Below are 19,547 nucleotides of genomic sequence, written 5' to 3'. Positions count from 1 at the left end.
CCCACTTATGTGCTTGGGGCTGGCAGTTTGGGGTGTGGGAGGCATTCCGGACAATCCACCGGAAATAAAAAGCCTGCGGTTTGGGGCCCTGTGCCAAAGAGCTACAGCCTCTGCACGGCCAAACACAGATACTGCGCGCTATGCTATTTGTTACCCTTCCACGGTGATATAGCATCAAAATTGCGAAAGTCCTGCTGAAGGTCAACTGGCTGATATACTACCTGTTTTTTGTGGAGATCGTACCTAACTTCGTCGTATCCGGTAAGTGGAAAATCCTTGAGCATGGGGTGGCCACTGAAGCCGTAGTCGGTCAAGATCCTCCGTAGGTCTTTGTGTCCTTCGAACAGGATGCCGTACATGTCAAATACTTCGCGTTCAAACCACCCAGCAGCTCCAAATATTGGGGTAACAGAGGGGACGCTGTCCCCTTCCGGCAACGGCACCTTGCAGCACATTCTGACGTTGAATTCCAGGCTCAGTAGCATGTATAGAACCTCGAACCTGATTTTGCGAGCCTGGTAGTCTACAGCAAATATATCAGTCAAAACTCTGAATTTGCTCTTTTCGTCGTCCCGCAACTTAGTCAAACATCCGCTCAAATCTTTTGCAGTTAGCAGGCACTCTAGTATTCCGTCGTCCCTGATCCTCACTTCCCTTTTGAGGATCTTATTCACATGTTTCCTTACGTGCTCCATGTTTTGTGACACGGTCTATACTCCTCTTACTCCAGAATTACCCCGAATTATTTTCTGTTGTAGGCACAAAATCCCGTAGAGTAGAGCCTCCGCGGTTGGTGGGCACCCAGGCACGTAGATGTCTACAGGCACTATACGGTCACACCCCCGCACGACTGAGTATGAGTAATGGTAATATCCGCCGCCGTTGGCGCAACTCCCCATGGATATAACATACTTAGGTTCTGCCATCTGGTCGTACACTCTGCGCAGCGCAGGTGCCATTTTGTTAGTTAGAGTTCCAGCCACAATCATGACGTCCGCTTGTCTAGGGCTAGCTCTGAACATAACCCCGTATCTGTCCAGATCGTACCTACTGGCTGCTGTGTGCATCATCTCAACTGCGCAGCAGGCAAGGCCAAACGTCATGGGCCATAACGAGCCACTACGGGACCATTTTACTACGTTATCGACTAGATCGGAGAACTTGGTGACCACAAAGCCCTTATCTTTGTAGCCCTGCCATAACTCCTGTTCCAACACTTGATTCTGCTGATCTGTCATAGGCTTTTCTACTCCCATTCTAGGGCACCTAAGCCCCACTCGTATATAAACCCCACGGTCAGTATCAACATGAAGCACACCATAGACCAGAACCCAAATGCGCCTATCGTTCCCAGACACACTGCCCAGGGGAACAGGAATGCAACTTCTATATCGAACACTACGAACAAAATCGCTACCACGCAGAATTTTATGTCAAACGTGGAGGACTCGGGTGCGGAGCCCTGGTCAAATCCGCACTCATACGAAGACAACTTGCCGGCGCTGTCCTTCTTTCTTGCGAGAAACACAGGCAGCACAGCGAACGCTGAGGACACCATGGCAGCGAGCATGACGAACAGCAGTATTGAGGAATACCCACCCATGCCTACCATGACACCTACGCAGCTACGGGACATACCAGGCTGATTCTCGCAAATTTCCTACTGCATGTCAATTTGCAATGGTTTTGGCATTGGAAAAGGGAGTCGAATTAAAACACGATTACACCAAAATACAGGCAGTGCCGCGCTCGTACCCATCCACGTTGTTTGACACAGTTGTTCGGTGCCAACAATCGCGCTTACGATTCGGAGGGTGAAAATTCACACCACGTGCGGCGAGGGCGCGAGCTCAGGAATGTTGTAGATATGGTGCAAGGTATTGTGCTGTTACGCTATCTGGATGTTGTATCAGCTCTTCCGGGGGGCCGCATGCAACTACCCTTCCTCCTTTATCGCCACCTTCTGGGCCTATATCTATTATGTAATCTGCAGTTTTCACCACGTGCAGGTTGTGCTCAATTACCACGACAGTATTTCCTAGTTTGGCCAGCGCATGTAGGATGTGCAGCAGGTTTTTCACGTCTGAGATATGTAATCCGGTGGTTGGCTCATCGAGAATATACAGCGTTCTTCCGGTTGAGCGTTTTGACAATTCCCTAGAAAGCTTAACCCTTTGTGACTCTCCACCAGAGAGCGTTGTGGAAGATTGTCCTATTTGTACATACCCCATGCCTACATTGTGCAGGGATTCTAGCTTTTCTCTGATCAATGGAATTGCGCTGAAGCACTCTAGAGCTTCGTCTACTGTCATATTGAGAACATCAGCAATGGATTTGCCTTTGTAGGTAACATCGAGTGTTTCTCGGTTGTATCTCAGCCCGCGGCACTCTTCACATTTTGCATACATTTCCGGTAAGAAGTGCATTTCAATCCTGATATGGCCATCCCCCTTGCATGCTTCGCATCTTCCACCCTTGGTGTTGAAAGAAAATCTGCCCATGGTATATCCACGCGACTTCGCCAGGGGAAGCCCAGCAAACCATGCGCGTATATGTGAAAATAGCCCCACATAAGTTGCCGGATTTGACGCCGGGGTTCTACCTATTGGGGATTGATCTATTTCTATTACTTCATTTATGTCTTCCAAACCGAGAATGGCGTCGCACTCCGCTGTATCCGGTCTTGCGGGCCCTCCGCCAACTTTATGCTGCGCGTACTTGTAAAGCGTGTCCCAAATTAGGCTTGACTTTCCACTACCAGAAACCCCCGTGACGCAAGTAAAACCTCCAATAGGAATTTTTACGCACACATTTTGGAGATTGTTTTTGTGTGCTCCTATGATTTCTATCCAGCTAGTGAAAAGTTTCTTCTCCTTGACGGCATCTATGCGCATTCTACCACTCAGGTACTTGCCAGTCACACTTCTGCTACTTGCTGCTATGTCCTGCGGAGAACCTTGGGCAACTATTTCCCCTCCATTAGTGCCGGCCCCGGGGCCTACGTCCACCACGTAGTCTGCGTTCAACATTGTCTCACCATCATGTTCAATGACTACCACGGTGTTACCCATATCCCTCAGATTTTTTAGAGTATTGATTAGCAGCGCATTGTCGCGCTGATGTAGCCCTATAGACGGTTCATCAAGCACGTACAGGACCCCAGTGAGCCCTGATCCAATTTGTGATGCCAATTTCACTCTTTGGCTTTCTCCACCAGAGAGCGTTCTGGATTCACGGCCTAAAGTTAGATAACCGAGCCCCACATTACTGAGAAACTTTAGCCGCTTTATTACCTCCTGTAGCAGCTTTGCGCAAACCGTGTTGTCATACTCAGAGAGCTTACTCGGTAGAGCATCACACCATGCTATTGCCTCATCTACCGAGAATGTGCACACCTCTCCAATGTGCTTGTTGTCTATTTTTACTGATAGCGCCTCCTGAGACAGCCGAAAGCCTTCGCAATACGGACACGTACTAGAAACGGAATACCGTTCGGCGATCTTTTCAGCAACTATATTGCCGTTTTCACTAAGTAGACCAAGCACACCCCTACTACCTGAGGGTTTTAGTGTTTCGGGGTGTATTACTCCTTCTTTGTTGCCAAACAGGACTATATTGCGAAGTTCCGTGTCCATCTTGCACCACGGTATTGAAATGTCGATGTTATGCTTTTTTGATATAGTAGCGATTTCATGTGCGCACTGATGGGCAAAACTAGATCCATGATAGGCGGAGTATGGCAACTTCACTGGGCCTGCAGGATCAATTGCTCCTTCAAGTATTGATAGTTCCGTATTGGGAACAATTAGATTGACGTCTATTGCGTGGTTTCTACCTACGCCCAGACAGTGCTTGCATGCCCCGTAAACTGTGTTAAATGAGAACAGTCGCGGTTCTAGCTCTCCTACATTAAAACCACTTTCCGGGCAGATAAAATGCTCTGAGAACACCAGAGTCTGCCCAGAACGATATTCCTGTGCGTCATAGTCAGGAGGTAAAGACACTATCTCGACGTGCATTACGCCTCCACCTACCAGCAGCGCGTTTTCCACGCTGTTTGGTATCCTGTTTGACTGTTCTTGGGTGATAACCAGCCGGTCAACCACTGCACAAATTTTGTACGTCCCATTTTGCTCCAACTGCGGTATCTCATTTATGTCGTGAACTTGATTGTCAATCTTAACGCGAGCGTAGCCGAGCTTTCTCATTTCGGCGATCTTTTTCATGTGTTCGCCCTTTTTTTTCCGGGCTACCGGACCCAAGATATGCAGTTTGGTGCCCACTGGTAAGCTTGCAATCTCTCGGGCTATTTTTGATGCGGATGACCTTGATATAGGAGCACCAGTGGCTGGGGAATATGGCACGCCAATTCTGGCATACATCAGGCGCAGATAGTCATGGATTTCGGTTACTGTGGAAACAGTGGACCTCGGGTTCTTGTGTACGTGCTTTTGGCTCATGGATATTGCTGGTAGCAACCCATCGATATGGTCAACGTCTGGTTTGGCATGTAAATTCAAGAACTGCCTTGCATATGGAGAGAGGCTCTCCACGTATCTGCGCTGTCCCTCTGCGTACAGAGTGTCAAACGCCAAACTGGACTTACCCGATCCACTAACTCCAGTGACTACTATAAGCTTATTTTTGGGGAGGTCTAAATCTACGTTCTTAAGGTTGTGTTGCCTAGCTCCCCGGATGCTTATTACCCCATCAGATACCACTTGGCTACACCCTTATGCTACGGTGTTAAACTAACAACTTTTTGACGGTAGCGCAACTTTGTTGGAGCTGGGCTTCCATTTCTGCATTGTGTTCGAGACGTGCCAACTTTGCTTTGTTTAGTACGGCATTAACGAAATCGACTTCTGCATCTTCAAGCGTGTAAGACGCAATGTCTACGTACTCATTTATGATGATGCTTTCACTGGTATTACAGCATAAAAGCTCGCACACTCCTGTCCTCATTACAGATAGGCTGACGAGATTTATCCTGTCCATAGCCCACTTTTCGCTAATATACCCTGCAATCTTGGCATCAATTTCAGAATGTCTGGCTAGCATAGACTCAAGAATTTTGGTCAGCAGCTTCTTGTCTACTCTACCTGCCAAGCCCAACACGTCGCGCATTTCACATAGATGTTCCAACAGCTCGCCTAGATCCTCCACTGAATAGGAGGAAAACATCATAGAGTATGCTCCCTGAACCGCAAGAAACCTAGCTGTGGTTTTACCAGAGTACCAAGGTAGGCTGTCATGTCCGCTACTATCCGCCTCCATATGGATTTACCCCAGAAACCTCTTATACAACTCTATCATTCTTAACACAGCTGTAGCCGCACTTCCTCCAACATTCTTACCATTTGGGTCAGCTCTTTCCATGGCAAGCTCCATATTGTCGGCAGTTATGATGCCAAATCCCAGAGGCACGGCATGCTGAACTGCTATTTCTCCTAAAGAAGCCGACACGGAGTTGGAGATAACATTATGATGATTCGTTGCCCCTTTTACAATACACCCGAGCGCTATATAGCCGTCATAGCACTCACGGTCACTCATGATTGCGAACGAGATTGCTGTGGGAATCTCAAATGACCCAGGTACAGTTATGATCTCATACCGAACGGAGGCTTCTTTATAGGATTTCAGCACATCGACCGCGCCATCTATCATTAGCTTGGATATCTCGGGGTAAAAATCCCCAACAGCAATCAAGACGCTCAAATTACCGTGCATACCAACCCCCTATGTGACCACCACTACTTATACTTATGCAGAATTGTTAACAAGGTCTCTTTTACCAGAGACTAGGCGACGTACAAGCAGTTGCTGCAGAATGGTTATGACGTTGCTGCAAATCCAGTAGAGGACTAGCCCAGCGGGAAAGGAGGAAAATACGACAACAAAGATATATGGCAAAAACTTCATGATGCCGTAAGGATCTTGAGCTGCCTGATCCTGCTGGTTAAGCCTTTGCTGTATCACCATAGTTATGCCGAGTATTATGGGTAACACTCCTATGCATACGGGGGGGTCAAACTTAAGGAGCCCAAAAAGATTTAATAGATTCGCAGTGTCCTGGCTTGACAAATCCTGTATCCAGGCAAAAAGTGGGGCGTGCCTCATCTCTATTGTGACGAACAAAACCTTGTACAAGGCGAAAAACACCGGTATCTGCACCAATATTGGTAGGAAGCCAGAGATTGGGCTAACGCCATGTTTTCTGAAGAGCGATGCGATCTCCTTGCCGATTCTTGCGTCGTCGGTCTTGTACAATTCCCTAATCCTAGAGATTTCAGGCTGAAGTTTTTTTAGCTTGAACATCGAGACATACGATCTGCTAGAAAGAGGGAAAACTACCAGCTTTATTGAGATGGTAAGCATTACGATTGCTAGGCCGAAATTGCCGATTACCTTGTGAAAGTACTGTAACAGCAGAAATACAGGCTTTGTTATGAAGTATAGTATGCCGAAATCTACGGCCTTATCGAACAGTGGTATATTCAGCTCCTTCCGGTAGCCGTCCAGCGCAGCTAGCTCCTTCGCGCCTACAAAGAGCCGGGTTGTTGCCGTAGCCTTCCCGCCTGCCGGGATGGTGCCGTACGATCTACTGAAATCCACTTGAAAGTGGTCTGCGCCGCTTCTGGGAACGTGCTTAGCACGAAAAGCCAACTTGCCACCACCTGTTGGTGAAGGTATGAGGGCTGCAAACCAGTACTTATCCGCGAGCCCAATCCAATGGCTTCCATCGCCCTCATGAACTGCGCTCACTACTTTTACATCATCTCCTTTTTGTAGGTCCTTGTAGGTCCATTCCTGGAGACCGTGACCAAAACTTCCAATTGCTCCCTCATGGGATATCCAATACGACTTGCCATCTGAGGCGTGTGCCTTGTTTATTCTTCCATAGTGGGCCAGGCGCACTTCTGTCTTGGTGGAGTTCTCTATTTCTTGAGAGACGCTAAACATGTAACTCTTGTCTAGGGAGAACTTTAACCTAAAGGTTATTCCCTCTCCATTGTCCCAGCTTAGGGAGGTGAAGCGCCGGTTTTCAGCAGACTCTGACCCTTCTTCTTCGACCTTCCACAGTGTGTCCTTACCAGGTACCTTAATGCTGCGCCCAGGGTCTATCCACCCGAACTCCACTATTGAGTCTCCCTCCGTCCCCTCAGGAGACATGAGAATCACATTCTCTGAGCGCTTATCGGTACTCACTCGGTATTTGGTTAGGGATAGATCATCCACAAGAGCGCCTTTTAGCGCGATGGAGGCGTGGACGTTGGCGTTGCCTAGCCTAACACGGGGTACTGCACCTATAGCATATGCTCTGGGCTTGTACTCAGCAACGTCGACGAGCTCCGGAATCAGCGACTCTGATGTTATCTCCTGACGAGGAGGCTCCTTAACAAACATCCTCTCATATACAAACTTCCACCCCACCGTAACAGCAACAGAGGTTGCTATGGCGAGCACTAGATTACGAACTTCTGACATATACCAACAACAGGTTGTACCAGCGATTTGCCAGCGCCTTGCTCAAAGCGCCATGACCGGAGAACTGAGGCTAGCACATAAAGCGCCGCAAGGCAACACGGATCTACTGGCCCGCGTAACAGGGGCGCTACATGCCTATTTTTTCTTGGTCTCGCCCTCAACTCCGGCAGCAGCCTTGCGTGCCCTCATGGCTTTGGCCGCGGTGCTGCGCGCATTTATGTACGCGTAATACGCGCTGCCTATGGGTATTGAAACAAGGTACAGTAGGCCCATTAGAGGGAACATGACCCACGGGTTTGTGATTGCCAGTACCATGAGTATGGTTAGCAGTGTGACCAACATGTAGAACCATCGCCTGGGAATGTTATGATGCTTGGCTGAGATGGTTGGAATGTTACTTACTGAAAGGAATGCAACAAAGGCCAAGTACACAGCAACTGTGTTCTTGTTCAACACCTTGCTTGATATCCACGTTACATCACCGTCATAAAAGGTGAGCATGACTGGAATCAATGAGAGTAAAGCACCTATGGGGGCCGGTACCCCGACGAAGAAGAATTTTTTCCAATCCTCTCTCTCGTCCTCGTCGTATAGCGAAACGTTGAACCTTGCCAGCCTTATGGACATGCACACCACAAATATCATGACGAGCATCCACCCCACTGCACGCATACTGTACAGTAGCCAGAAATACAGCAGGAACGCTGGAGCGACTCCAAAACTTAAGAAGTCAGCGAAAGAGTCAAGTTGTGCACCAAAGTTAGTGGCGGAGTGTAGCATCCTGGCCACTCTGCCGTCAAGACCGTCCATGAGCGCAGCTATGACAATGAACGTCACTGCTGGCTCCCACTGCCCCGCAAACGTGTATTTTATGGAGGTAAGCCCCGAGCACAAACCCAACATGGTGACCATGCTGGGGAACAGCTTGGCTATCGAAGGAGAGCCATGGCCCTTCTTCTCCCTCACTTCGTCGCTACTCATAAAACGGTGACCACAAACCGCAGGTAGTTAGCGAGGCTAGCACAAATACGCACTACGAGCAATCTATACCTTATCGAAGGCAAGATCCTTGTGAACGTCTGTAATTCCAGAATCAAGTGAAGATATTATGGTCTCCCCTCCGATCACTGTATGCCCTTCTGATACATATACGGGGGTTCCCAACGGGATGTAAATGTTCATCCTGCTGCCAAACCTGATAATACCCAACCTGTTGCCAAGTTTTGCAGTTTTTCCTACCTCTAAGTCGCACACTATTCTACGTGCCAAAACCCCGGCGATCTGCTCCACTACTATACTGTGGCCGCCAACGGACGACTCGATCACGGTTCTTACTCGCTCATTCTCATTCACTGCACCACCAGAACCTGCGGAAGAAAAGCTACCGGGACGGTGTTCGACAAACCTTACTACCCCGGACACCGGCACGCGGTTCACGTGCACATCAAATAAACTGAGGAAGACGCTTATTCTAGTAACCGTCTTACCGTCCTCCACAGGGGATTCGACTTCTGCAATAGATGTGACAACCCCATCTGCCGGGCTCACCACGAGAGCGTCATTTAGCGGTACGACTCGCACTGGATCGCGGAAAAAGTACGCGCACAACCCAGTGATCACTGCAAAGACTACGCCCAAGCTAGACGAGAATGCAAAGCCTATGCACGAAAAAACAAACGCCAGACATATGAATGGGTACCCATGTCTATGAATACTAGGGAAGCTAATGTACACTGTTAAATACCGAAACAACTCAGATACTAAGGGTTTATTACGAGGATTGCAATTTCTCTTTTGCCCCACCATACATAATTTGAATATCTCGCTTCTGATTGTTGTTGGCAGGGTTTTTTTTGTGCAACTACAGTTTGTTTGGTGCTAGGTTTGCGCAATCGCAATTAGGTGTATAGCGTAGCAGATAGTGCATGAAACACACATTGCACACGTGAAACGCCGTTCCGGCAGGGGAACAGCAGCATATTGTCAGAAGTCTAATTGTTGTTTTCCAGGCTTTCCAGGCAATGATCGACCCACAGAGACGTGCATTTCTCCAGTACGCTGTTCTGCATCAGCCTATTTTGCAAGAATGCAAAATCCACCAATTTGGTGCATTGGTCCTGGTTTACGCAGCTGTACACAAAGCTTTCTTCTCCAGTTAATGGGTCTACGTGGCGCTGAATGCATTGTCCGCATATTCCTCCCATCATGCATTGCATTGGGGAGTTGATCGAGGCTATTACTTTTATATCGCTATCAAAACAAGACCGCAGCTTTCCAGCCACTGCACGGGACACTGCAGCCATCATGCCACTCGAGCCAGCCATTACTATTCTATTTATTGATCGCAAATTTACTGTGTCATCATTATACGAGCCATGGTAGGCTAGTATGGCATCTATTATGTTTCCTTTATGTGATGAGTCCCCGGGCCTACCGGGCTCTATGATACCATCCTCGCAACACCATACAGTGGCATTTGACGCGGCCTCTATGGAGCGCATCCCGAAGACGCTGTTTAGGTTTTTGTATCCAGCAAAATACAGAACCTTGCATCCATTTGATAATAATGCCCTACCGATTGAAAACAGAACTGCATTTCCTACCCCCCCACCAACAAGCATTACATTCTCGTTGTGTGGTATTTCAGTTGGGGAGCCTGTGGGACCCATAAGGCTAACCAACTGGTTCTCATGTAGCCGGCTACATAGCCTGGAGGATCCGCCCACGTCGAGCACTACCGTGGTTATCGTGCCATTGTTTCCATCTACAGAGGCTCCAGTAACTGCAACACCCTCTGTTAGAAGCTGCGTGTGCCCGGTACGTTGGCTTGTGTTACTGAAATTCTGCAGCCTATAAAACTGTCCGGGTCTGAATTTACGTGCAGCCAGGGGGGAAAATATCGTCAATTCCACTACATTTTGTGCCAGGGGAGTGACCGAGACTATGCGTGATAAAAAGTACTTGTTGATTGACTCCAGAAATGATGTGCTTTCGCGATGTTCTGAGCATGCTTTTAGTGCTTCTGTTATTGATGCATATCCGTTTTTCGCGCTTGCAATCGCTTTTACGACGCTTCCTGCGTAAAAAGGGTGCAGATCTCCAAATGCACTAATTGTTTTGTTGTTAGAGATAAAAAAGCTATTCTCATCGGTGAGCAAGGCTTTTAGGTGACCTTGCGTTGCGTAGTTGCGGCTTTCCTGGTCTCTGAGTGTGGTAGCGGTGTTTTGCGTATCCAATGGTAGATGGCCCTCATGCGTGCCTACTGCTGTGACTACGCACTTTGCCGGGATGTGCTTAACGCCACCTGCATTATCCCTTACTGTCACTCCGGAGGCGTGGCCGTATTTATCCAATGTTATCTCGATCGGCTGCATATTTTCAGCGAAGTACACTCCCTCTGACATGGCGTGTTGTAGCTCTTTGCTATTGAGTCTGTATGCATTAGAGGAATTAAAGCCCCCTCGGTAGATTATAGTTACACCTCCCCATTTCTGTAGGAGAGACAAAATATCAGGTTGCCGTTTTTCCCTTAGCGCTGAAGCCCGCTCTCTCTTAATTTCACGTGCGTGACTCAAGAATTCCTGGAAAATTTCCTGCTCTTCCTCGTTCCATCTATTTTCCACTTCGGTTTGTCCTAGCTTTTTGACAAGGGTATTATACCTTGAAAGAAATCGCTCAATTTGCACTTGATAGTAGGCCAACAGCTCAGTTGCCGCATCCACCGCGGTTAGCCCTCCACCTATTACTGCCGCAGGCAACCTTATCTGCAGATCGGTTATGGAATCCGTATGTGCGGCGTTTCCCAGGTGTAATGACATTAGAAAAGCAGATGCTGTTGTCACGCCTCTTGCCATAATATTCTTGATCTGTGGAATTTTTGGTGATCCCGCGCCTGTAGCCAGAGATATGTGGTGGAAACCCATGGAGAATGCATCTTCTAAGCTCATAGTTCCTCCCAGCAGCACCCCTCCATACATGGCGAAACTTTTTCTTCTTTCCAATAGTAGCCTTGCAATTTTGAGATAATTCTTGTTCCACCGTGCGGTGATTCCATATTCAGAGACGCCGCCAAATCCGTATGACAGCCTATCGTCCAGGTTTTCAAACAACTCGCTCTTGGCGTCTTTGATCAGGGCAAAATTGCGCTTTTTGCCCGTTTTGGTTACCCCAGATATATGTTCCGGCAATGGTTCGATCTTTAGTCCATCAACCGCGACAACGCTATGCCCCTCGTTAAGTAAATAATGGGCCAGGCCCATCCCTGCAGGGCCAAGTCCCACAACCAGAACGTTTTTGCCTGTTTCGGGTTTTGGCAGCATGTTTGTGAAGGAAAGCGGGTTCCATCTCGTGAATAGTGAATATATCTCGAATCCGTAACTCAAACCCAATACATGATCCAGTATGTGAGTTTCTATGTAGGGAACATCAACGGGCTGTTGCTTCTGGTATATGCATGAATTGGTACAGTCATTACATATCCTATGTCCGGTTAGTGCGCACATCGGATTATCAGCCACGACAACTGCAAGCGGCGCCAGAATAAGCCCCTGTCCCCTCAGAAGGTTGACTTCGGAGATTTTTACCCTTATTGGACATCCGCCCATGGGGATGCCCAGCTCGGATGTCTTAACGTTTCCTATCCTGTCCACCATACCCTTTGAGCAGCTGTCACGCTGCTGTTTGTGGCACATTATGCAATAGTGCACTTCATTCAATGCACGCTCCGGGGATGGTGGCTTTACAACATTGAAACTCGTTCTCGCTTCGAACGTTTTTGCTATTTTGAGACCAATTCCACATTTGTGTATTGTATTTACCGGGATCAGATCTGCGAAATCTACTTTACTTGGTATTTGGAACAGTAGGGATTCCGCACCCATGTGGACCATATACGATGCATATTGAGCCGCAATTTCCAGCTGGTATGCGTACCTTTCTGGTTCTTCTAGCCAAAGATTAACTTGCTGTGCGAAACTGTATTCCTCGATTGGAACACAAAGAAATTCAGATAGCTTGTTCGCTATGGCTATTATATCTATTCCTTCGGCACTACCGAACTTTTTCAGCGCGTAACGATGCACAAATGTTCTTTTGCATTTATACAGCGCAAGAGACTTTGCGTGCGCCGTCTGGTTTAGTCTTATTTCTTCTTCGATGTTAAACAACTGAGCTACGAATTTTTCCAATATGTAGGACAGCTCAATGATAATTTCCGAGCTTCCTGTACCTTCGCTACGGGCACGTACTAGCTCTTCGAATAGTGTATTGCTGTGTTGCTTGACTGTGCACAGGAACAGCTCATCTAGTCTTTCCAAGCCTGCCTGAGAATATAAATCCTCGCAGTTCACGGTGCCCGCGCGCTCGGAGTCATGCCACTGCGTATGCAAAGTGTGCTTGCCTATTTTGTGCATCGCCTCTCCTGACATCTTGTGCGCCCGTGACGTCGCTGAAAACGCGCTCTTGCGCCGAATTGTACTGTCCCTAATGTTCTTCTGAAGTGGCTAACAAAACCCACAGACCTTCCCAGTAAATCACGCACCCCTACTGTGGTAGCATGTTTTCACGAATCGACCGCGCAGAGTGTATCACATTAAGTTTAGCGTTCCAAGAGATGCGCTGCACCAGTGGCTAAACTGAATTACTGTCCAATATTTTGTGGTCTTGCTGTTTGTAATAGTGCGGATTTTTATGAACTTGTGCTGCGTTGGAGATTGGCACGCCGCGCAATTCTTGTGACGGTGCCACTGCGCGGCGCTTGTGATTCTGGCGGAGACCAGAATAGGCAACTTAACTGGACTAGTGTCTAGCGCCCTTTGCCTGAGATCTGGAAGCTTCGAATTCGCGGATCAGAGACGACACGTGTCCTCCTTGCTTGGTTGGTGCCTGATCCTCCGTGGGTCCAACCTTACCTCCTTCTTTTGCCGCTGGCTGAGCGTACATTCCTCCGCTCCTGGTTGCTGCTTCCCTATTTCTTATCTCAGATATTGTGCTGGGCCCCGCTTCGGATGCTATATCGCCATGCTGCTCCGGTTGCGGTTGTACCTGAAATTTTTGTGCAAACCCCGCATTTAAGGTTGCAGAAATACGTGCGAAAGTTGGGCTACCTCTGAAAGCAGCAGCCCTTCCCGTGGATGCCATTGTCCTTTCAGGGGTTTGCTGCTCACCTGCGGTTGCAGCAGACCTCCGTATTTGTGACGGAGCAGCTCTTCCCTCGACGGATGCCACTGTTTTCTCAGGGGTTCGTTGCCCACTTACGGTTGCAGCAGACCTCCGTATTCGTGACGGAGCAACTCTTCCCTCGGCGAATGCAGCTTGCATTTCTCTACTTATGGCCTCTACATGAGGGAGCGGTGCAGGTACTGCGCTGGACTTTTTAGCTGATGCAGTTGCATGCGATGGTGAGGTATCACTCGCAGCGATTTTTGTTCTGCCACCTGCTGCGCTGCTATGAGCCTGCTCTTTGTGCATCGTTGGGCCACTAGATGCAGCAATTCGGCTCTTCAGCGCGGCAGCGAGGTCTGCTGGTATTTTTTTAGGCAATTCTGCGCTGCCAGAGGTAGAAATAGGGTTGCTGGCTTTTGCAACCGGTTTGCTTGTCTCAGCATGTTTACCTGTAGCTGCGCTGCGATTTGAAAGCACGGCGTTCAACTTGCTGGCAAACTCTTTGCGTGCCTTAGCTTCCTGAGGTTGTTCTAAGTTCTTGCGTACACTACTGATTTCCTGCATAGTGCCCTCGGCTTGAGAGGAGCGCTTGACCTTGCGTGAGCTTGGATCAAATGCGGTGCTGCTTTCAGCGAGCATTGCTTTTCTCTGTGCAACGCTAAGCGGTGCGTTTTTCACGTACTCAGGAGTTCTACTTGCACTGCCAGGTGTGGTAGCTATTTTTTCCCCTACAGATTCGGCAACTTTTCTTGGTTGTGTAGCCAAAGGTTTAGGCGCTACCGTTGGCTTAGGAGCGATAGGTGGCTTCTGAGCGGTCGCAGGTTTAGAAGCGATAGGTGGCTTCTGAGCTCCAATGGCGCGTTCTTCAGCAACTGTTGAAGCAGCACCAGGCGTGTGTTGTGTTTTTGTATAAACGGTGTCTGAAGTACTCGGTATATATCCCGGGCTAAATGGATTGGTGCTTGATAGTTCCGCGCTAAATGGATTGGTGCTTGATAATTCTGAGCTGAATGGATTGGTGCTTGATAATTCCGTGCTAAATGGATTGGTGCTTGATAATCTGGTGTTTGCTGCTAACCGTGCACCTGCATGTTGAGGAGTAGCTACAGGATTTGTATTTACTTCTCTTGCTGGGTGCATTGATCCTGTAACAACAGTTCTCTTAGGAGTCTCCAGTTGGGGAGTAGTGTTTCCAGATGTTAGGCTAGAAGCGTTGTATTCTGATCTAGCCGCGACCATCTCCGTATTGTTTCCACCTTTAGGTGTTATTGGTGCGGTTCTCGGAGCAGCCACGGGGCCCTTGTTTATGAGAAGGGATTCTCCCGTACTACTGTGAGTTGGTTCCAATGCACTAGTCGGCCCTCTCACTACATCATAAATGTTACTTTGGGCTCCTTTTTGTGTATCAGAACTTGTGCCCCGTGGTGGTTTCTGTGGAGCGTTTTGGTAGGTAGATTGTTCGGCAAATTCAGAATTGCTATGGCCTGATGTTGACGCTGAAAATGGTGAGTGTTTTTCTTCGATAACAGCGTAGTCATGCTCGGCTGGAAAATCGCTAACTTGCTCCCCAATCTCTTCATAGTCCGGTACTTGGTTGCCGGAGACATATCCTAGGTTTTCTGCATTTTGCGATATTTGTGACAGCATAGGGTCTGACTCAGGCCTCGGAAGATTTTTTCGACCTTTCTTGATCAAAGCAGAAATTTTACTGCGCAAAATTTTCGCGCCTTTGCGGATAGTAGAGGTTTTGCTAGAATAAATTCTAGGGGGATCTGAATCAACGCTCTCGCTACTAGTGCTTGAATAAGTGCTAGAGGCATCTGAACTAATATTCTCGCTACTAGTGCTTGGAGAAGCGATAGAGGAATCTGAACTAATACTCTCGCTACTAGTGCTTAGAGGGGAGTCTGGGCTCTCGCGTTCTAGAGCACCCCCGGTGTTTAGCTGTCTGTATTCAATGTCTTTTACGGTGCCTGACTTAGCATTTAACATTATGTTATGACGCAACATACTTGCTCTAGGACTTTCACGATATTTTTCTGAAGTTTCATAATTAGGGGCACTAAGATCCCATAAATTGTCGGCTTCTTCGGAAAGCAGTGGCATTTTTTCTATACGTTCCTGTGATATGGGTTGTTTAGTTTTCTTCTTCATAAAGATTACCTTCTGTAAGGGACCCGGAATTTTATTAAGAAATTAATAAAAGTCAATAAATTAATAATTAATATTAATTTCTTTAAACAATTTGCTTACGGCTGTATTACCATTTTGGATTCAGATTTGTTGCGCGCTTTTGTGGTGTTTTTGGAGCGCTAGTAATGTAAAATGCGCATGCCACATGAGGAATGATGTAGTAGACCTTGGGCACGCTAGGCATATGACAGTGAAGAGAGTAGTACTTGCAGCTGGTGGGACAGGGGGGCATATAGTTCCGGCAGCTGCGCTTTACCAAGCCCTAAACCGTGAGAGTTATAAATGCACCTTATTTACTGACCGGAGCTTCTTGCTGTACGAGAAGAGATTTCCTGGCATAGAAAGATATGTTCTCCCCCTCTGCAGGAGGTCGGGCGGAGCTGTTAAGCTCGCAAAGTTCTCCGCGCTTTTCGTATATAGTTGTGTGCTGTCATATGTGAAATTACGTTCACTAAAACCAGATTTGGTCGTTGGCTTCGGTGCCTACATATCCTTTCCTGTGCTACTTGCTGCGCGATTAATGTCTGTGGATGTGATGTTGCACGAACAAAACACCACTTTGGGAAGGGTAAATCGTGTATTTGCGAAGTACGCAAAGGTTGTTGTTCTGGGATTACAGCTCAAACAGGTAACTCACCAACTTGCACGCAAGGCTGTTTACACGGGCATTCCTACCAACATTAGAAGGGTTGTGAAACGCGCTTCCACTGCAGAGATTAATCTAGTGCTGTTGGGGGGTAGTCAAGCCCTTTGCACTTTTGGTAAGGCATTTGCGTTGGCAATTACCGAATTGCCCGCCGGTATTAGGGGTAAAGTGTTTGTGACCCAACAGTGCGGAAAAGGGCAGTTGGATACGATCAAAGAGTTATATACTCGAAATCATATAAAACACCGGGTAGACTACTTTTTTATGGACATGGAAAATGTAATCAATGAGGCTGACCTTATTATCAGCAGAGCCGGCGCAACCACAATTGCGGAAGTCATGGTTGTTGGTAAGCCAGCCATATACATTCCACATATGCGATCTGTGAATAATCATCAGCTACACAATGCGAGGTTGGTTGAGAGCTTAGGTGCCGGCTTGTGCATTGAGGAGAAAGATCTTAACGTAACGGTGGCTAGAGATACACTTTTGTATCTGCTAAACAATCGGGGCAAATTGCGCGAAATGTCGGACAATGCGATAAAACATTCTATGCCCGATGCCAGCTCAAAATTTTGTTCTGTGGTGAATAGATTCTTTAAACGTTGATCGCTGCTTGATGCTTGGTATGTGGTGGGGTAGCCTGCACTTATAGCGGCGAGTACACAGTGGTGTTGTAGTGTGTGAACAAGATGTGGTGGTAGTATGCCTCTTTTTACTTGAGTTGCTGCGCTCTTGGTTCTAGAATGGAACCTGTTTTTGGAAGGTCGACATGGCTGAGAGGGGTAGCGATATAAGGCCTGGCCAGGTTCTCGATCATAATGGCGCTCTTTATCTTGTTGTGAAGACTATGCACACCCAGCCCGGCAAGGGTGGGGCCTATATACAAGCCGAGCTCAAGAACATTAAGACTGGTGCGAAGTATCAGGAAAGGTTTCGCTCCGATGGTTACGTAAAACGCGCCATAGTTGAAGAGGTAGCGCATCAGTACATCTTTAGTGACGGTGCATCGCTCACTCTCATGAATACCGCGACCTATGAGCAGGTTTCTATAAGTGCTGATCTCCTTGGCGAGAAGGGTATATATCTTCAGGAAGGCATGGTTCTTACTCTGTCGTTCTACCAGGGGCAAGTTGTAGCTGCTAGGGTTCCCGACTACGTGGTTCTAGAAGTAATGGAGACTGAGTCTGTAATAAAAGGGCAGACTGCGTCTTCTTCCTATAAGTCTGCCACACTGGAAAATGGCAAGAGAATTAGTGTTCCGCCTTTCATTAAGGTCGGTGAGAAGATAGTCGTATATACTGTGGATGACACATACTACGAGAGGGCAAAAGACTAAGTATGTCTGCGCTTTTTTCTCCAGTAGTTGGTGTTATGCTCAGAGCTGTGCGCAAATCCTCCAGGGGGCTGGCCCGGGACTTTAATGAGATCAGGTGTTTGCAATCTTCCCACGCTGCTGCAAGAGAGTTTACCAAATCTGCTTACTCAAGATCTGGTATGATCATAGGTGAAGAGCTTAAGGCCTACAAGCAGGAATATGGGATATTCCTTGATGGTAGCTCCAGCGAAGCACAAGAGTTGGGGAATATGTTCTGGTTTGTGAGCCCGATAGACAGCAGGACGAATTTTATCAATGGGTTACCATATTTCGCGACTGCAGTTGCGCTTGTGAAGGACGGAGATGTAATAGCAGCAGTGGTTGATGCTCCAGTGCTGAGGGAAACGTTTTACGTGGATAAAGGCTTGGGTGCTTTTGTGGAGAATAATCAATCTCGATATGTTAAAATGCGTGTTTCCAGGAAAGAGGGCGTCGGTACCGCATTGGTAGATTTTACTGCTGGGTGTTCTAATGTCCTGCCTGTAGCTCAGGGGTTTGTGTCTAAGCATGCTATACTGCGCTCCATGGGGTCTGTTATTCTTGGGTTTGTGTACGCATCTTCCGCATATTATGACGTAGTGGTCTACTCTGGTGTTGGTGAGTACAAGGCTCGTATGGGCAGGCTCTTTATTGAGGGGAGTCAGGGTGGTATGATCAGCAAGGGCGGAATGCTGGTTGCTGGCAACCCATTTCTGTGTGATTTTGTCGAGCGGAATTTCTTGCAGTGAGAAAAGAATATATTGTTGAAGAAGCGTGCCCTGGAGTGCGGGTGGACAGGTATTTGCGTAACCTGTTGCCCGGTGTTCCCCAGTCTTTCATAGAGAAATCGCTGCGCAAAGGAGAAATATTACTTAACAACACTAAGACAAAATCGTCTACTAGGGTGAGTGATGGTGATGTCTTAAGTATAAAAGGCACTCACCGCATCGAGCAGCGCGGGAAGGAAATTCACGAATTTCGGCATACGTCGCTTTTGCGCCTGATAAGCAGTAGCATAGTGTATGAAGATGAAGACATAATAGCGGTCAACAAGCCTGCTGGTGTCAGCGTTCAAGGTGGTAGCAATGTTAAGACTAGCATTGCTGACTTGCTGGATAAAATAAGGCCCGGTGAATGCTGCAGGATAGTTCATAGATTGGACAAAGATACGAGCGGTGTGCTCGTGCTCGCAAGAAACTTGAGTGTTGCTAGGCGCTTAGCTAGTGAGTTTCGGGACAGAAGGGTCCATAAGGAGTACACGGCGATTACCCTAGGAATACCAAGCCCAACTACTGGGGAGGTGAATACGCCGATACTATACAAGGCCGAAATTGGGGGTGGGGTGGTTAGCAAGGAGGCAAGAACCATATTCTCGGTGGTGAAGACTTTAGGGAACTTTGCAGTAGTGTTACTACATCCTGTAACTGGAAGAAAGCATCAATTACGAATTCATATGTCGCAGATGGGGTGCCCTATCGTTGGGGATAGGAAGTACTGTAAATGTGATCCTACAGGACAGCAAGCACTACATCTTCATGCTTCTCTACTGATCTTGGAGCCAATGGGGCGCAAGCTGAGTATATCTGCTCCTATTCCCAATTACATGGAAGAGACAATAAACGCGCTTTCTACCGCTTGCCAAGTTCGCGATGGCTCTTGCTAGCTGCCACTTCATCAACAGGAGTGTGGCTGCAAGTG

Annotated in this window: 15 protein-coding genes; 4 read left to right on the top strand and 11 right to left on the bottom strand. The window is 47.8% G+C overall.

Going from position 1 to position 19,547, the window contains the following annotated elements:
* Positions 1-143: 143 nt before the first annotated feature.
* From OC187_RS00805 to OC187_RS00755, 11 genes are all read right to left on the bottom strand, one after another.
* Complete coding sequence (locus OC187_RS00805) at positions 144-695, bottom strand: NADH-quinone oxidoreductase subunit C (RefSeq protein WP_396124685.1); 552 nt, start codon at positions 693-695, stop codon at positions 144-146.
* 15 nt (positions 696-710) lie between these two features.
* The gene (locus tag OC187_RS00800; RefSeq protein WP_262997877.1) at positions 711-1,238 is read right to left on the bottom strand and encodes a NuoB/complex I 20 kDa subunit family protein; all 528 of its coding nucleotides are present in this window, start codon (positions 1,236-1,238) and stop codon (positions 711-713) included.
* An 8-nt stretch (positions 1,239-1,246) separates the two neighbouring features.
* Entirely contained in the window at positions 1,247-1,603 is a 357-nt protein-coding gene (gene ndhC, locus OC187_RS00795; RefSeq protein ID WP_262997878.1) for an NADH-quinone oxidoreductase subunit A, read from the bottom strand.
* 247 nt (positions 1,604-1,850) lie between these two features.
* Positions 1,851-4,721, bottom strand: a complete 2,871-nt coding sequence (gene uvrA / locus OC187_RS00790) for an excinuclease ABC subunit UvrA (RefSeq protein ID WP_262997833.1) — start codon at positions 4,719-4,721, stop codon at positions 1,851-1,853.
* Positions 4,722-4,746: 25 nt separating this feature from the next.
* Positions 4,747-5,277 (bottom strand): transcription antitermination factor NusB, encoded by a 531-nt coding sequence (gene nusB / locus OC187_RS00785; RefSeq protein WP_262997834.1) that lies wholly within the window; start codon positions 5,275-5,277, stop codon positions 4,747-4,749.
* A 6-nt stretch (positions 5,278-5,283) separates the two neighbouring features.
* Positions 5,284-5,733, bottom strand: a complete 450-nt coding sequence (locus OC187_RS00780) for a 6,7-dimethyl-8-ribityllumazine synthase (protein WP_262997835.1) — start codon at positions 5,731-5,733, stop codon at positions 5,284-5,286.
* Between the two features lie 33 nt (positions 5,734-5,766).
* On the bottom strand, positions 5,767-7,491 hold the full coding sequence (gene yidC / locus OC187_RS00775) for a membrane protein insertase YidC (protein WP_263008492.1): 1,725 nt from the start codon (positions 7,489-7,491) through the stop codon (positions 5,767-5,769).
* Positions 7,492-7,626: 135 nt separating this feature from the next.
* Positions 7,627-8,472 (bottom strand): CDP-diacylglycerol--serine O-phosphatidyltransferase, encoded by an 846-nt coding sequence (gene pssA / locus OC187_RS00770; RefSeq protein ID WP_262997837.1) that lies wholly within the window; start codon positions 8,470-8,472, stop codon positions 7,627-7,629.
* A gap of 63 nt (positions 8,473-8,535) precedes the next feature.
* Complete coding sequence (locus OC187_RS00765) at positions 8,536-9,225, bottom strand: phosphatidylserine decarboxylase (protein ID WP_396124682.1); 690 nt, start codon at positions 9,223-9,225, stop codon at positions 8,536-8,538.
* Positions 9,226-9,482: 257 nt separating this feature from the next.
* Complete coding sequence (locus OC187_RS00760; RefSeq protein ID WP_263008491.1) at positions 9,483-12,917, bottom strand: FAD-dependent oxidoreductase; 3,435 nt, start codon at positions 12,915-12,917, stop codon at positions 9,483-9,485.
* Positions 12,918-13,287: 370 nt separating this feature from the next.
* Positions 13,288-15,807 carry a hypothetical protein gene (locus OC187_RS00755; protein WP_262997839.1) on the bottom strand — a complete coding sequence of 840 codons (2,520 nt, stop codon included), beginning with the start codon at positions 15,805-15,807 and terminating at the stop codon, positions 13,288-13,290.
* A 184-nt stretch (positions 15,808-15,991) separates the two neighbouring features.
* On the opposite strand from OC187_RS00755, the gene OC187_RS00750 reads away from it, so the two are divergent.
* The 4 genes from OC187_RS00750 (at position 15,992) to OC187_RS00735 (ending at position 19,512) form a co-directional block, all read left to right on the top strand.
* On the top strand, positions 15,992-17,101 hold the full coding sequence (locus tag OC187_RS00750) for a UDP-N-acetylglucosamine--N-acetylmuramyl-(pentapeptide) pyrophosphoryl-undecaprenol N-acetylglucosamine transferase (protein ID WP_262997840.1): 1,110 nt from the start codon (positions 15,992-15,994) through the stop codon (positions 17,099-17,101).
* Between the two features lie 163 nt (positions 17,102-17,264).
* Entirely contained in the window at positions 17,265-17,831 is a 567-nt protein-coding gene (gene efp / locus OC187_RS00745) for an elongation factor P (protein WP_263008490.1), read from the top strand.
* 2 nt (positions 17,832-17,833) lie between these two features.
* The gene (locus OC187_RS00740) at positions 17,834-18,598 is read left to right on the top strand and encodes an inositol monophosphatase family protein (RefSeq protein WP_262997842.1); all 765 of its coding nucleotides are present in this window, start codon (positions 17,834-17,836) and stop codon (positions 18,596-18,598) included.
* On the top strand, positions 18,595-19,512 hold the full coding sequence (locus tag OC187_RS00735) for an RluA family pseudouridine synthase (RefSeq protein WP_262997843.1): 918 nt from the start codon (positions 18,595-18,597) through the stop codon (positions 19,510-19,512). The genes OC187_RS00740 and OC187_RS00735 overlap by 4 nt, the downstream gene beginning before the upstream one ends.
* The last annotated feature ends 35 nt before the right edge of the window (positions 19,513-19,547 follow it).

It is taken from the genome of Anaplasma capra, assembly GCF_025628805.1.
Classification (GTDB): Bacteria; Pseudomonadota; Alphaproteobacteria; order Rickettsiales; family Anaplasmataceae; genus Anaplasma; species Anaplasma capra.
The sequence above is the reverse complement of the archived record's forward strand: the minus strand, read 5'-3'. Positions and strand labels throughout refer to the sequence as shown.

Excerpts from the sequence above, each read along its gene's own strand:
- OC187_RS00780 (WP_262997835.1), bottom strand. The coding sequence starts at position 5,733 with ATGCACGGTAATTTGAGCGTCTTGATTGCTGTTGGGGATTTTTACCCC.
- OC187_RS00755 (WP_262997839.1), bottom strand. The coding sequence starts at position 15,807 with ATGAAGAAGAAAACTAAACAACCCATATCACAGGAACGTATAGAAAAA.
- yidC (WP_263008492.1), bottom strand. The coding sequence starts at position 7,491 with ATGTCAGAAGTTCGTAATCTAGTGCTCGCCATAGCAACCTCTGTTGCT.
- OC187_RS00750 (WP_262997840.1), top strand. The coding sequence starts at position 15,992 with ATGAGGAATGATGTAGTAGACCTTGGGCACGCTAGGCATATGACAGTG.
- efp (WP_263008490.1), top strand. The coding sequence starts at position 17,265 with ATGGCTGAGAGGGGTAGCGATATAAGGCCTGGCCAGGTTCTCGATCAT.
- ndhC (WP_262997878.1), bottom strand. The coding sequence starts at position 1,603 with ATGGGTGGGTATTCCTCAATACTGCTGTTCGTCATGCTCGCTGCCATG.
- nusB (WP_262997834.1), bottom strand. The coding sequence starts at position 5,277 with ATGGAGGCGGATAGTAGCGGACATGACAGCCTACCTTGGTACTCTGGT.
- OC187_RS00800 (WP_262997877.1), bottom strand. The coding sequence starts at position 1,238 with ATGACAGATCAGCAGAATCAAGTGTTGGAACAGGAGTTATGGCAGGGC.
- OC187_RS00740 (WP_262997842.1), top strand. The coding sequence starts at position 17,834 with ATGTCTGCGCTTTTTTCTCCAGTAGTTGGTGTTATGCTCAGAGCTGTG.
- OC187_RS00805 (WP_396124685.1), bottom strand. The coding sequence starts at position 695 with ATGGAGCACGTAAGGAAACATGTGAATAAGATCCTCAAAAGGGAAGTG.
- pssA (WP_262997837.1), bottom strand. The coding sequence starts at position 8,472 with ATGAGTAGCGACGAAGTGAGGGAGAAGAAGGGCCATGGCTCTCCTTCG.
- OC187_RS00760 (WP_263008491.1), bottom strand. The coding sequence starts at position 12,917 with ATGTCAGGAGAGGCGATGCACAAAATAGGCAAGCACACTTTGCATACG.